This is a genomic window from Salinicoccus albus DSM 19776 (assembly GCF_000385175.1).
GTDB classification, from domain to species: Bacteria; Bacillota; Bacilli; order Staphylococcales; family Salinicoccaceae; genus Salinicoccus; species Salinicoccus albus.
Genome location: NZ_ARQJ01000026.1, coordinates 72987 through 87635, shown reverse-complemented (window position 1 = coordinate 87635; position 14649 = coordinate 72987). Strand labels below are relative to the sequence as shown.

The following is a 14649-nucleotide window of genomic DNA, read 5'->3' as shown; positions in this document are numbered from 1 at the left end:
ATTAAACACCCTCTTCTTCAAAGAGTGCGATGATTTCCTCAGCTGAAGCGGCGTTGATCACCTTTTCCGCATTTTCTTCTTCTGAGAATATGATCGCGATTTTCTGCAGAAGATCCATATGTTCATTCTCTTTGCCGGCGATGCCGAGTATCACTTTCGCTTCGCTGCCGTCAAAATCGACGCCGGCGGGGATCTGGACCAATGACAATCCACTTGTGATCACAGAGTTTTTCCCTTCTTCGGTGCCGTGCGGTATTGCCAGGCCATTCCCCATGAAAGTGGAAACAACCTGTTCTCTTTCAAGCATCGAATCGATATATGCTGCCTCGACAGCCCCCTGTTCAACCAAAATGCCCCCGGCAAGTCTGATCGCTTCTTCTTTGGTTGCTGCCGTCTGGTTTAACATAACATTCTCTGTATTCAACATTATAAATCATGCCTTTCTGTTCTATAAATATTTTGGATAAAAGTTTTTATTATTTCTTCAATGGGTGTCTGATCCCTGAATAATGCTTCGATGTATTCATGGTTTTCACCGAACAGTACGCTGATATCACTGAGAAGATCTGAAATCAAGGTCTCTTCAGGCACAAGCATCAGTATCTGGTGGCTGGTGAGCACGGCCTCATCATTGTAGTTCTTATCTTTGATTCCCTTTTCATTGTGGATAAAAACAAGCTGATGCCTTTTGATAAGCGGGGACTTGATATGAGGAAAAGAAAATCCGCGCTTTCCGATGATCAGCCCGGTGCGCTCATATCTGTTGATGAGCTTGTCACTGATCCCTTCAATGGCTTCTGTATCCAGCGAGCGCTGATCAGCGAGTGTACTTTTTACAGATTCTATGGCCCCTGTACCAGATGACTGGTTGATGAAGATCCGGTTCAGATACAGCTCTGAAGCCTGTATCACTTTATCAGGATCGATGTGGAAAGATTGTGGTTCAGTAGATTTTTTTAAAACCTGAGCACTGTCTGAGATTTTTGAGATGGCTTCCAATATTTTATATTCATCATGTTCATCGACTAACGGACTGACAAGAATATAGCTGTCCATATCGAGCGGAACAGTGCTTAAGACGAGTTCACCGTCGTGAATATCAGCCGCCTTCAAGTCAGAGATGGATAACTCCTGCCTGATATAAAGGTTGTTGAACCTGGATTTTAATTGGTTGGCCAGTATCCTGCTTGTGCCGATACCGCTTGAACAGACCGTGGTGACTTCCACCTTCGGATTCCCGTGAAGAATGCCCCCGAAATGGATGGTCAGAAAACCTGTTTCGGATTCATCCAGTGTTGTGATACCAAATTGTTCCTCAAAAGTTTCACGCACAACCTCAAAAAGGTCCGGATAGTTTTCTTTTACAGTGTCTACGAGCGGATTGACAGTAATGATGCCTGCTTCCTGGCGATGGAGAGTCGGTTCAATGTGAAGGACCAAGCCATCCTTAAGCTCAGGATAGGCATAGAATGGGTAGTTCATCCGGGCACTGACCTGCTCGATGAATGCAGTTGTCAACGCTTCAACGGAATGTGTGACGAGCGACTCCTGAAATTTCCTCCTGCTGCCGCGAAGATGCATGGCGATAAAATAAACTTCTTCCTCGGGCAGGGAAGATTCAAATTCATATTCAAGTTTTTGTCTCAGTGAGGATGAGACAAAGTATTCCTGCGTTTCTTTGAGTTCTTCTTTCAAAGCCTCCCTGACAGCAATGTTCTGCTCATTTTCAGTACGGTCAATTGCAAGCACGATATGAAGTGTCAGGTTCAGGTATGCATTTTCGGTAAGCTGGTAGGGCAGGACGTCAAGTTCGTCCATCAAAAGGCGTTCCACTTTAAAGATGTTATCTGCTTCCAGGATGCCGATGATTTTATTATTGATGAGGGAACTGAAAACAAAGTTGTTTTCGATGACCGAATAGATACTGTTTGAGTTCAGTTCATTAATCATCATGTCTGCCAGGAAATTCTGTTTGGCAAGTTCATCCCCGATCAGCTGGATACCGATGGCACGTGTCTTTTTGATCTCAAGATTAAAGGTTTTCAATTGTTCGTCCATCTGGCTGATGAGTTCATCCACTGTGTGCTCGCTGATACCGAGTTCTACAGCCAGCGCACTTTTTTTGAGTCCCTCCTGATTGAGTATCAGATTGTAGACGAGCACAACTTTCTTTTCTTCTGAGCTTAAGTCTTTATCGGCATGTTCTGTGATGAATTTACTCAGTGCATCCACTTCAAGCGGAGCAAGTTCCAGTTTCACACCTTTTTTGTATTCACTGCGCAATTTGATATTCAATTTAAAGAGCGTTTCTCTTACGTTCTTCAGCTCCCTGTGCACTGTCCGTGAGGACACCCCGAGCTTTCCTGCAATTTCCTTAATGAGCATAAAGGTGCCATTATGATACATTAGCTCGTTGATAATTTTCTTCTCGCGGGAACTAATCATAATGACACCTCCTGATTTTTGTTCTATCTAATTATTCTGCTGTTTTTTGAGCGTTTCTGTCAATTCATCGTAGTGCGGACTGTTCAGGAAATTGTCGACTGAAATGTGCTTCGCCTCCGGCACTTTGTTTTCAGCGCGCTCTGTTAACGTTTTCTGGGTGATGATGATATCTTCATCACCCTTCAATTCGTTGATTGCGGAATTGGTCACGTTAATGTCCAGTCCGGCTTTTTTGAACTTATTCTTGAGCATGCCTGCGCCCATGGCGCTTGATCCCATGCCGGCATCGCACGCGAAGACGATCTTATCGACCTGGCTGTAGTCAAAATCTTCATCAGCAGCAGAAACCGCTTCTGATTCAGCTGTCTCAGTTCCATCAAGCTGTTCCGCCTGCAGTGTTTCAAGCAGTTCATCGTATTTCGGGCTGTTCAGGAAATTGTCGACTGAAATGTGCTTCGCCTCCGGCACTTTGTTTTCAGCGCGCTCTGTTAACGTTTTCTGGGTGATAATGATATCTTCATCACCTTTCAATTCGTTAATTGCGGAATTGGTCACGTCAATGTCGAGCCCGGCTTTGTTGAACTTATTCTTGAGCATGCCTGCGCCCATGGCGCTTGATCCCATGCCGGCGTCGCATGCGAAGACGATCTTATCGACCTGGCTGTAATCAAACTGACCGTCCGTCGTGCTTTCTGCTGAAGGATCTGAAACTGATTCATCAGAGGTTTTCAAAGAACCTGCGACTGAAGATTCTTTCCCTTTGGTTTCTTCCATTTTAGCTGTTGCCGCATCCAGGCTTTCCTCATTCTGTCTGGTGAATCTGAGGATCAGTGACGCAACCGCGAATGAAACGAGCGTTGCCACAAGGACACCGGCAATCATAACCAGGTATTCACCGCCGGGGGTGACAAGGAAGTATGCAATAATGCTTCCCGGTGCGGCCGGTGAAGCCAGTCCGAAGTCGAAGAGGCTGAATGTCAGAATACCGGATGCCCCGCCGAGAATTGCAGCAAGCAGTAACGTTGGTTTCATCAACACATACGGGAAATAGATCTCGTGGATGCCTCCGACAAATTGGATGAATGCAGCCCCGGGTGCTGTCGCTTTTGCCGTCCCTTTACCGAAGAATGTATAGGCGAGCAGGATTCCAAAACCAGGGCCCGGGTTCGATTCCAGTGTGAACAGGATCGAGCGTCCCGTTTCCAGTGCCTGTTCTGTGGCAAGCGGCGTTAAGACGCCATGGTTGATTGCGTTGTTCAGGAAGAACACCTTTGCGGGTTCAATGAATAGACTGACAAGCGGCAATGCACCAAAGCCGATGATGGCATCTACACCCATGCCCAGCAGCTCGGTCAGACCGTAGACGACCGGTCCAAGGCCATAGTATCCGCCGATTGCAATCAAGAAGGCGAGGATACCGGCCGAGAAGTTGTTCACCAGCATCTCCAGTCCTTGTCTTGTCCTCGGCATGAGGAAATTGTCGACCAGCTTGATCAAGTAGCCTCCGAGCGGCCCCATAATCATTGCACCAAGCAGCATCGGGTTATCCGGATATGCTGCGATGATCCCCATTGTTGCCGTCGCACCGACCACACCGCCACGGAGATCGTGTATGAGACGACCGCCGGAAAATGCGATCAGGAGCGGAAGAAGGTAATAGATCATCGGATCTACCATAGAGGCCAGATTTTCGTTAGGGAAAGGGCCGCCTTCGATGAATAGTGCTGTAATAAGCCCCCAGGCGATAAAGGCTGCGATATTTGGCATGATCATACTGCTGAGAAACGAACCAAAAGCCTGAACTTTGCGGGAAACGCCGCTTTTTTCTTCTGCCATAGCTGACACCCCTGTCTTTAATTTTATTATACCTTCATATTAATCCACTGTATGCGCTTATACAAACCAAATAAAATACGACTTTGGCAAAAAGTCCATGACAAATGTGGATTTACAGTATATTTACGTGAAAATTGATCAGAGAATGTTATACTGAAAAAAAAAGAGGGTGACTATATGTTCCAGTATCAATCCGCCTACAGGCAAAATGGTGCCGGATTGCACAGCAGGACATTCTGGTTTACTGTCCTGATTTTCATTTTAATCTACGCCGCAGTCATGCTGTTTATGTTTCTATCTGTGCTGCCGGCAATCTTTATGGATTCAGCCTGGGGCCTGCTTTGGATAATCCCGATGATCTTCCTGCTCATATTTCTGTCGCTTTTTGTCATCTATCCAATAACGATAGGCGTGCTGAGGTATTTTGCCAAAACTTATCGGGGGGTGGATTTTGGGTTTAAAGAAGTCTTCGTCACATTTCAAAAAGGAAACTACAGCAAGATCATCAAGCTGAGTCTGATCATCGTCGTTTCCTATCATGTCATTGCGTTTGCTTACGGTATTTTCGTACAGTTTTTATTCACCGCAATCAATGCGCCTATAGGGATTATAATGGAAAGGTTTTCCACAGACGGTCAAATCAACGGCGGCCAGATTGCATTGATCATATTCATTCTGTTGTTGAATCTGCTGCTGATCATTTTATCCTATATACCATTCATATTTCTAGCCATCTATATGTTCCTGGCTTATATGGTATATATCGACCAGCCGCTGATACCGACAATGGATAAGTTGAAGATTGCCTGGGATGTCATGTTCCGCGCCGGCGGCAGTCTGTTGAAGCTGCTGTTCAGCAACGTCGTGCTGTTTATGGTTCCACTGGCGGTCTATTTCATCGTCATCGTTACAGGTGTACTGATTGCGGTGCTGTTTAACAACAATGCTTTCGGTCTGGTGTTCTCTGTCCTAATGATTGGTTCTGCGCTTCTGTTGGTTATTGGTTATATCATTATCATGTATTTCATGACCGGAAGTGTCGTGGCATATTACTTCATATGCAGGGACGAACTAGACAGAAGACAGGCAGCACAGTCAGTTTCAACAGAAAAAGACACTCGTTATTATACTTCGGAACAGAGTTTTGAAGATGATGATGGAGACGAAGGTCAAAGACCAGCCGAATCGGATAACAGATAAGTATGTTGAATTATGGATTGGAGCCTGGACTCCAATCTTTTTGTGCCTTGAAAAATATTTAGTTTAGGGCAGAATCCGACGGCATGTCTGCACCTAGCTTTTCGTTAGTGAAAGGAAATGAAACGTGATATGATTTACGGACATTAGAGTATGTAAGGAGTAAGGAGAAATGAGAGTCTCAAAATACCTATTTGTCACGTTGACTGCTTCCTTCATTATATCGGGGTGCCAGGAGACAGGCGACGATGAAAATACAGATGAATCCGCTGCGGGCAGCTCTGATGACACACAAAGCACTGAAGTTACGCAGGAACAAACTCAGGAACAACCCGAAGAAGCGCCGGATAATTCAGTAGAAGAGCTGCAGCAGACAGATGATGAAGCATTGAATAGAATGATAGATAAATCAGAAGAGATAGAGAGTTATGAATCAACAGTCGTATTACAATCCAGCGTTGACGGCGGCAGCCGGAGCGAACTGGATGCGGATATAAAATTCAGGAAGGGCAGTGAAAATAATGAACCCCAGTTTCATCTGGCCTCAGAAGGGGAGGATCGTACAATCTCCAAAGATGGACGGACGTTCTATAATAATGGCAGCGACTGGGTGGATATATCCGAGTCGGCAAGCATCGAACAGCTCCATCTTGTGAAATATCAGAATGTGGTTTCAACATTTGCAGATATCAAAGATGAGCTTGAAACTGAGGAGAATGGTACCACGACCGTCTATACCTATGAAGGAAACAGCCAGGAGGTTCTGCAGACATTTCAAGAGCTGTTTGCAGTTCAATTCGGGACGATAGATACTTCAAATGTGGAAAACAGTGTTGAAATCGAAGTGGATTCAGACATGAATCTGATCCAGTCGATTGACTATGAAGCCACGGGTAAAGATGCAGAAGGAGAATATGAACTGAGCGGAGATGTTGAATTCACATCCTTTGACAGTGTGGAAGAGATAGAATTGCCGGAAAGTGTAAGATAATAGATGACAGCTTCGGCTGTCATTTTTTATTTATTTTATCTAAAAATTCGAAAAAAACAGTTTAAACTTAAAATAAGTATGTTTAAATATAGGTAAGGAGTGAATGATCTTGAAAGATAGAAACCATTTTTATAACTTATTTAACTTAAATGAGTCATTGATGAACCTGACTATGAGACATTGGAATAAATCCTTTGGCGAAGACGTTTCTCTGACCCAGCTGATTGTATTAAGTGAACTGAAGCATTTTGGAAGGATGACACAGAATGAACTGGCAGAAAAAATGGTCATTTCAAAAGGGGCGGTCAGTCAAATAATCAAAAATCTTGAAAATAAGGAACTGGTGTCAAGGGAAGTCGAAGATGAGGATCGCAGAAGCCGCTTTCTTGTTATTGAGCCTAAAGGTCTTGATACCATTACAAGGGCTGAAGCACACGCTGAGACACTGAAAGAAGAGCTGTTGGAACTTGTTTCCCAGGAAGAACTGGATCAGTATCTGGAAACTCAGTACAAATTCATGGAACATTTCCAGAATAGGATTTAATGTTAAGCCGGATGAAGGGGCGCCTCCATCCGGTAATTTTTTATGAAGTCATCTTCTTTTTGTTTTCCAAAATCATCCCGATGATCAGGAATGCAACGGTGTACAGCACCAGGATGAACATTGGCATGGCAGCTTCCGCCCAGCTGATATCCGGTTCAGCATAGATTTGTGTGAAGTAGTAAAGGGGTAAGTACCTGGCAATATTCTGAGTCGTTTCTCCCATCACTTCCAGAGGAATCATGATGCCTGAAAGGAAAGCCATGCCGATGGCGATGAAATTGGCCAGGCCATTGATGATAAATTTGTTGGTGGTCATCGCACCGACCACATAGTGGATGGACAGGATGAATGCCGTGATCAATATGAGCGCCACAGCCATCTTACCGAGTGGGATACCTTCCAGGTGTCCCACTCGGAGCAGGATTCCCCCCAGGAACATGAAACCGGATATGAACAGTCCGACGACAATTTGAGCTGCATTCATCTGTACCATGAATGTTCTTGTCGTCATCGGTGAGCTGCTGATTCTCTGCCTGAGTTCAGGCGCATTAAATTCCGCCATGACGTTGCCTACGATCATCAGCAGAAACAGCATACTCCAGTAGCCTGCAAAGTTTACGAAGTTATACATATAACTGAAGTTGTTTTCTGATTCAACGTCCACTGATTCGTGCATCTGTACATCAACGTCTTCAGACAGTATTTCATTAATCATGGCTGTATCCATATTACCCGAAGTTTCATACTCCGCTTCCAGGAATGTAAAGAACTGGTTGATTAATGTTTCCAGCTGAATGTGAGTCATATTCCTTTCGTCGCTGATTGTCTCAACCGGTGCCTCATTATTCAGGAATTTGCGCTCTGCATCTTCCTTTACGATGATGACTCCGTCGCTGTTATTCAAGAATATTTCTTCCTCCAGCGCTTCTCTGTCTGCACTATTACCATCTTCTGATTCAACATTATTTTCTCTTTCAAGATGTTCGATAAACCCTTCGCTGAGTGCAGAGTTGCTGTTATCGACAACTTTTAAATCCATTGCCTGGGATTCATATGTCTCGCCCGAATTGCCCAGTGTGAAAGAATAGGCGAAGCCGAAGAATACAAAGAGCAGAATGAGTATCAAATATTTATATTTCCAGAAGTGGAGGAGGATGCCTTTAAATACTGTCATATTGTTTCCTCCTTAGTACAACGAGTGTGATGGTATAGAACGCTAGTGCTAACGCTGCCAGGAAAATCACGGTAGACCAGTAATCATTAAAATTACCAAGGAAGTTAATACGGTACATAGTGTCCGTCAGTCTCGCCACCGGATTGAACGTATTGATCCAGGGCAGGTTGCCGTCAATCACCTGTTTCAGTGGCGGTCCCATCAATCCTGACAGTGCTGCAAGTCCAATGATTAATACTATTGCTATAATAGTTTTTGCAGCGGCGTTGATTTTAGGTACCAGGCCGAGGATGAGACCAAAGCCCACACCTGTAAAGTTTGCAGTTATTAAAAGAAAAATTGTCGGCCAAAGTTCTGTGAACAGGTTGATCTGATAAAAAATGATGATGACGATCAGGATGAATGTGTTTGAGAATAAGTTGAGCGCCATTGCTCCGATTACGCTGGCAGCAAGCAGTTTCCCCTTGCTGTACGGACTGGCTGCAAATCTGGCCCCCATATGGCTGAGGTTAGGCTGCATGGTAGATATGAATTCTATACTTGAAAACATGCCGTAAAAAGCGATCATGGCAATGAGCGAATAGAAAAGTACCGTTTCGGGCTGAGTGTCCTGGCTGCTCGCATCTATAAAACTCGCATCCATATCGAAGTGTTGCGGGGGGATGCCGGATTCCACAGTGGACTGCATCTGCGTCAATACATCCTCCATGACGGTCTGATTAAAGCCGGATTCCGTAACGAGCAATTCATAATCGCCGTGAACATATGCTGCCATTTCTCCTGCTTCCATCTGTTCGACTGCAGCATCCTCAGTCATAGTTTCCAGGTTGATGAACTCGATGGATGCCAGTGCTTCAGACAGCGGATGGTCGTTTTCAATACCTGCATTTATGTCCTCAAGCTCTGTGTTTGACATGTTTGATGTTGTCATCATAAAAAGTGCGCATAACAGCAGCGGGTAGCATAATGTCCAAAACCAGTAACCAAAATCTTTGAAATTGATAATGATCAGATAGATGGTCATGCGGAAGATGTTCATCAGTCTCTCAGCTCCTTGCCTGTCAGTTCCAGGAAAATATCACTCAGGGTGGCTTTTTCGCTTGAGAGTTCTGTATAGGTCAGGTCTTTGGATTCGATGAATTTAATCAGGTTTGAAATATTGTTTTCCTGTTTTTCAAAGTGGATCATATAATTATCATTCTTTCTATTCACACTGACCGCATTCGGCAGGGCTTCCAGCTGACTTTCGATATCTGATTCATCAGTGATAACGCCGACTTCGACACGTTCCTGAGTAGAGATTTGATTTTGAAGCTGTTCAACCGTTCCATGGGCGATGTTTCTTCCGGCATCCATAATGACCATCCGGTCACACAGATTTTCGGCTTCCTCCAGGTAATGTGTGGTATATACGATGGTTTTGCCGCGCGCCTTCATCTGCCTGATACCTTCCAGGATAAAATTCCTGCTTTGGGCATCCACTGCAACGGTTGGTTCATCCATAAAAAGAAGATCCGGCTGATGGGCCATGCCGCAGGCGATATTCAACCGGCGCTTCAACCCGCCGCTCAGTTTTTTGGGGATGAATTTCCGGTATCTGTCCATGCCGACAAATTCAATCGCTTCTTCAACCAGACGCCGTCTTTTTGTTTTGTCAGAAACATAGAGCCCGCAGTAGAAATCGATATTTTCGTATACATTCAGCTTGTCAAAAATTGACAACTCCTGGGGAACGAGTCCAATTCTTCGTTTCACGCTGTTGTTATTTGGATGGACCTTTTCCCCGAATATTTCAATGTCCCCGGAATCGAACGCGAGCAGAGAGAGCATGCAGTTGATTGCAGTTGTCTTGCCGCAGCCGTTCGGACCGAGCAGACCGATGATTTCCCCTTCCGCAGCTTCAAATGAGAAATGGTCCAGCGCGATCAGTTCATTATATCTTTTAACGACTTTGTCCATCATAATCATGGGGAAAACCTCCTGTATCATTAGTTAAATTAAGTATATACTGTAACCAGCTGAAATTTTAGTGTATATAATAATGAAATGACATGACATTCGTCATGAATTGGGGGCCGGAATCATGAGAATTGTAATAGAGAAGCTTGTACTGTACTTTATCCTGTCGGCATATTATTTTTCAGTGACTGATGACCCCAGCATCGTCATTTCACTGCTGGCCTTCATCCTGTTCTTCTCAGTGGATATTACAAATTCCAAATATAAAGTTATTATCGTCATACTGGTTTTTACAGGTTCCGCAATCATGTTTTCAGGGTGGGTGCATTATCTGCCGCTGCTGAGTTTTGTGACAGCAGGAAAATATGGGCGATGGTCTGTCTTGACGCTGTTGTTAAACTATATCTCGCTCGATTTTATACTGACTGCAGTATCGGGAATTGCGATTTATGTTGTTTATCTGAGAGAGCATCTATATGCATATGAATATGAAAACAGGATAATCAGAGACCGGCTGATCAATGACAACAGATTGCTGAGGCAGCAGCATAATGAATTGCTGCATAATCATGAAAGGGAAGTTCATATGGCCGGATTGAATGAAAGGAACAGGATTGCCCGGGATATGCATGATGCACTCGGCCATTCGTTATCCAGCAGCATACTCCTCATAGAGTCATTACAGTACGTCAAAGATGAAGAAAAACTGAAGCAGTCTCTCGGACAGCTTCAGGCCAGATTGAAATCCGGTATGGATGATATCAGAACGAGCATCCATCATCTGTATGAAACATCGATCGATCTCAAAACACGGATTGGCGATTATATTGAGGAAATGGACCAGTATAGTATCAAGTTCCGATTTGATATTGATTCGGACATCAATCATGAAATGAAAATGGACATATTATCTATCGTCAGAGAAGCGCTCAACAATATAAAAAAGCATTCCGATGCCCGTAATATTGAAATATACGTCAGGGAACAGCATGCTTTCATAACGGTCTCCATAAAAGATGACGGTACAAAACGACCTGCTAAAAACAGGGGAATGGGGCTCTTGTCCATGAAAGAAATTGTTGAGAAATATAAAGGGATATTCAATACATTTTATGAAGAGGGGTTTACCCTCCACGTCATACTCTATAAGAAGGGGGACCACAATGAATATCATACTGATCGATGATGATGCGCTGGTTGTCAATGCGCTGCAGACCATATTGGAGGGCTCCGGGCATACGATAGCCGCTACGGGCGGCAGCGGCAGAGAAGCCATTAATCTGTACAATGAACATCATCCGGATCTTTTGATGGTTGACATTAGAATGAGCGGGATGACTGGCCTCGAAGCCAGCAGAGAAATCCTCTCCGGAGACCCCGGGGCGAATATTCTGGTGATCACTACATTCAAGGACGATGAATATATCCAGGAGGCATTGGAAATGGGCTGCAAAGGTTACCTGCTCAAAGATAACTTCAAAGGCATCCTGCCAGCGATTCAGGCAGTGGAATCCGGCAATATGGTGTTCGACAGTGACATTGTCAAAAGCATGTCCACAAAATCGCATTCCCGGGCGATGTCCAAATTGTCGAAAAGAGAGCAGGATGTGCTGGAACTTGTCGCCGAGGGTCTCAGTAACAAAGAAATATCAGAAAAACTGTATCTGAGTGAAGGGACTGTGAGGAATTATATTTCCCAAATGCTGACAAAACTTGATTTGAGGGACCGGACACAGCTTGCTGTCTACTTTTATAAAAACTAGCGCGCATTCCAGGGTAACTCCTGGAATGCGCGCTAGTTTATCGGTATAAGAAATGCTTCGATGATATGCCGTTCTCTTTCAAATTCCGGCGGGACGGACAGCGATTCCCCCAATGTCTCGACGGGTTCATCGATTGTAACTCCGGGTCCGGCCGTTGAAAGCTCCAGCGTAATGCCGCCGGCCATTTCAACATATACAGATTTAAAAAATTGCATGTCGATGATGCCTGAATTTGGCCATTTTTCCTCATCAAGCAGTTTTTTCAGCGCCGCAAGGGCATCCTCATCGTCGACACGCATTGCGAAGTGGTGGACACTGCCATATCCTTCTTTTTCTATCCGGCTGTCCCTCTGTTCAGTGATAAATACTGAGTCATTGCCGATTCTGACTTCTGCTTCCTCTTCATCATCCGATACTTCATCGACCGCCTGTCCGCCGAGCATTTCGAGGAGTTCCATGGCCGGTTTCAAATACTGCACCGTAATCTCGACGGCTCCGATGGAGGTGATTGCATATCTTTTTGGGATTTCCGTTGTTTGGTTCGGCTTTGTTTGATTGTCCTCCGGATCTATCATCAGTGCCAGCCGTTGTTTTTCCTCATCTTCAAAAATCATGGTTGTAAATCCGTATCTTTCAACAAACCCCTCATGGTAAACCCCCTTTTCGTCAAATCTGTGCCTGAAGAATTCCAATGCTTCCATTGAAGGGACCCGGAAGTAAGTACGTGAGATGCCGTTTGTCCCTGGCTGGAACTTCGGTGCATGATACGTTTCGAAAAATGTGACCTCAGTGCCTGGTGTACCCTTGTAATCCCCGTAAAACAAGTGATACATACCGGTATCATCCCGGTTGACTGTTTTTTTGATGAGTCTGAGACCTAAAATGTTAGTGTAGAAATCATGGTTGTCCAATATTTCTTTTGTGATTGAAGAAACGTGATGGATTCCTTTAACAGTCATGGATATCGCTCCTTAAAAATCTAATTCCTAATACTACCAGTATATATTAGAGATGGGTTAAACTCTAATAAAGGAGGACGATCGGCAATGAAACACTTATATATAAAAGGCAAGGATGACAGTGATCGTACATTGATACTTTTCCATGAAGCGGGAGGCAGAGAAACCGACCTGCTCGAAGTCGCTGCGATGGTGAACAGCTCTGCTGACATCCTGTCATTTCGGGGCGATGTGGAAGAAGAAGGACAAGCCCGTTTTTTTAAACTGACTAATGCTGATGAACTGGATTGGGAGAGTCTAAAGAGAGAAGGCGGTAAGCTGGCAGATGAAATTGTCAGTTTATCACGGCGATACGGCATCGATCTTGAAAAGGCCGTATGTATTGGCTACTCTGACGGCGCCAGTATGGCGGCGCAACTTCTGTTGAATCATGAACTCCCGGTCACCGGTGCCATCCTGCATCATCCTGCACACAGCATTGACCAGATTGAAAATTATCTTCTGCTCGAAACTGTTGTATTGCTTACGGCTGGTGCCGGGGATATGGATGCAACCGCCAGCGAAGCTTATGAATTAAAAAAACAACTTGAATTAAGAGGGGCTTCCGCCGAAGTCAAATTAACGGAAGCCGGACACGAAATAATTTCTGAAGAACTGATGGAAGGCCGTGTCTGGTACACAGAGCTGGATCTGGACGATGAGGCGTGAATTAAAGATATTTTTGTCTTAAATATCGTTCCAGCCCGTCTTCATCACATGTATATTCTGTCACATCATCGGTGCAGGCTTTAATATTATCACCGGCATTTTTCATGGCAGTGGATCTGCCGGCCGGCCTGAACATCGCCAGATCATTCATGGAATCCCCGACGGCATGCACCTCTTTGAAATCAATGGTGTAATGGTCCAGGAGTGCCTTCAAGCCGGTGGCTTTATCCCGTCCTTTCAGCATGATTTCGGCATTATGGATGCTCGTCGTATATAATTCATAATCATTCTGTGATTTATCGGCATCCAGATAGTTGAACCAATCGGTGATTTTATCTAAATCCGGGCTGAAAAAGAATATCTTGACCACGTTTTCATATGACATTTCATCCACCCATTTGGCTGGATCATTCAAAGCTTTCTGAGCGAATTTTTGTTCAAATGGTTTCATTGTATCGGGGCTTAGCGTTTGGATATCCCTGAAAGCATACGCCTGATCCCTGAGCAGTGTCCGGCTCGGCTTTTCCAGCGTATGGACTTCATAATATATTTCATGCTCACTGGCCTTATCTATCATGTTTTCGACAAATTCAGGCTTGAACGATGAAGTTTCGATGGGGTCTTCCCCGATATAGACCCCCATTCCTGATGCTGCAACATATCCATCGAGCGGACACGCCTCAGGTTTGAGTCCTAATATGGCATGCTTTGTCCGGCCGGTCGCAAAGAATATACACATCCCTGCATTATGTAATTCCCCCAGTGTCCGGGCAAGAGACAGCGGAAAATCTCCGTTGTGGTTAAGGATAGTGCCATCCATATCAAGAGCGATTGCTTTCATAAGTGAATTCTCCTTGGAATAAGTTTATAGTCAGCGTATTATTTATATATTAAAATAAAACAATGAACTGAAGCGATTCAGTTTCTGCCGGCGATTTAAAGACAGAGCAGTCTGCCTCAATGTCAGCCTGCATACTTGGATTATATACTATATCGAGTATTTGGGCATCCGCAGTAATTGTTTTTGCCTCATCGTTCTTTTCGATTTGTCCGCATTATAATATTCCGGGAGG

Annotated in this window: 14 protein-coding genes; 6 read left to right on the top strand and 8 right to left on the bottom strand. The window is 44.5% G+C overall.

The features are described 5' to 3' along the window. Position 1: 1 nt before the first annotated feature. From G343_RS0106420 to G343_RS0106410, 3 genes are read right to left on the bottom strand one after another with little or no spacing between them, the layout of a single operon-like run. On the bottom strand, positions 2-427 hold the full coding sequence (locus G343_RS0106420) for a PTS mannitol transporter subunit IIA (RefSeq protein ID WP_020007300.1): 426 nt from the start codon (positions 425-427) through the stop codon (positions 2-4). Further along, positions 427-2445 carry a BglG family transcription antiterminator gene (locus tag G343_RS0106415; RefSeq protein ID WP_020007299.1) on the bottom strand — a complete coding sequence of 673 codons (2019 nt, stop codon included), beginning with the start codon at positions 2443-2445 and terminating at the stop codon, positions 427-429. Before G343_RS0106415 ends, G343_RS0106420 begins: the two co-directional genes overlap by 1 nt. A gap of 27 nt (positions 2446-2472) precedes the next feature. Next, the gene (locus G343_RS0106410; RefSeq protein ID WP_020007298.1) at positions 2473-4281 is read right to left on the bottom strand and encodes a PTS mannitol transporter subunit IIBC; all 1809 of its coding nucleotides are present in this window, start codon (positions 4279-4281) and stop codon (positions 2473-2475) included. Between the two features lie 177 nt (positions 4282-4458). Between G343_RS0106410 and G343_RS0106405 the strand changes: the two genes are divergently transcribed. From G343_RS0106405 to G343_RS0106395, 3 genes are all read left to right on the top strand, one after another. Further along, entirely contained in the window at positions 4459-5481 is a 1023-nt protein-coding gene (locus G343_RS0106405) for a hypothetical protein (protein ID WP_020007297.1), read from the top strand. 169 nt (positions 5482-5650) lie between these two features. Beyond that, a complete protein-coding gene (locus tag G343_RS0106400) occupies positions 5651-6469 on the top strand; it encodes a hypothetical protein (protein ID WP_020007296.1) in 819 nt (272 codons plus the stop codon). A gap of 109 nt (positions 6470-6578) precedes the next feature. Continuing rightward, complete coding sequence (locus G343_RS0106395; RefSeq protein WP_020007295.1) at positions 6579-7013, top strand: MarR family winged helix-turn-helix transcriptional regulator; 435 nt, start codon at positions 6579-6581, stop codon at positions 7011-7013. Between the two features lie 40 nt (positions 7014-7053). Here the strand turns inward: G343_RS0106395 and G343_RS0106390 are convergent, their stop codons facing one another. Genes G343_RS0106390 through G343_RS0106380 form a run of 3 tightly spaced genes read right to left on the bottom strand, consistent with a single transcriptional unit; the run spans position 7054 to position 10155 of the window. Beyond that, a complete protein-coding gene (locus tag G343_RS0106390; RefSeq protein ID WP_020007294.1) occupies positions 7054-8187 on the bottom strand; it encodes an ABC transporter permease in 1134 nt (377 codons plus the stop codon). Beyond that, complete coding sequence (locus G343_RS0106385; RefSeq protein ID WP_020007293.1) at positions 8174-9226, bottom strand: ABC transporter permease; 1053 nt, start codon at positions 9224-9226, stop codon at positions 8174-8176. Before G343_RS0106385 ends, G343_RS0106390 begins: the two co-directional genes overlap by 14 nt. Then, positions 9226-10155, bottom strand: coding sequence for an ABC transporter ATP-binding protein (locus tag G343_RS0106380; protein WP_020007292.1), 930 nt, complete (start codon positions 10153-10155; stop codon positions 9226-9228). The genes G343_RS0106385 and G343_RS0106380 overlap by 1 nt, the downstream gene beginning before the upstream one ends. Before the next feature lie 115 nt (positions 10156-10270). On the opposite strand from G343_RS0106380, the gene G343_RS0106375 reads away from it, so the two are divergent. Beyond that, complete coding sequence (locus G343_RS0106375) at positions 10271-11332, top strand: histidine kinase (protein ID WP_020007291.1); 1062 nt, start codon at positions 10271-10273, stop codon at positions 11330-11332. Beyond that, positions 11310-11909 (top strand): response regulator, encoded by a 600-nt coding sequence (locus G343_RS0106370; protein WP_020007290.1) that lies wholly within the window; start codon positions 11310-11312, stop codon positions 11907-11909. The genes G343_RS0106375 and G343_RS0106370 overlap by 23 nt, the downstream gene beginning before the upstream one ends. A gap of 32 nt (positions 11910-11941) precedes the next feature. Here G343_RS0106370 and G343_RS0106365 read toward each other — a convergent pair whose 3' ends face one another. Further along, complete coding sequence (locus G343_RS0106365) at positions 11942-12868, bottom strand: VOC family protein (protein WP_020007289.1); 927 nt, start codon at positions 12866-12868, stop codon at positions 11942-11944. 87 nt (positions 12869-12955) lie between these two features. On the opposite strand from G343_RS0106365, the gene G343_RS0106360 reads away from it, so the two are divergent. Then, positions 12956-13576, top strand: a complete 621-nt coding sequence (locus G343_RS0106360; RefSeq protein ID WP_020007288.1) for an alpha/beta hydrolase — start codon at positions 12956-12958, stop codon at positions 13574-13576. A gap of 1 nt (position 13577) precedes the next feature. Here G343_RS0106360 and G343_RS0106355 read toward each other — a convergent pair whose 3' ends face one another. Then, positions 13578-14417 carry an HAD-IIB family hydrolase gene (locus G343_RS0106355; RefSeq protein ID WP_020007287.1) on the bottom strand — a complete coding sequence of 280 codons (840 nt, stop codon included), beginning with the start codon at positions 14415-14417 and terminating at the stop codon, positions 13578-13580. Positions 14418-14649: the final 232 nt, after the last annotated feature.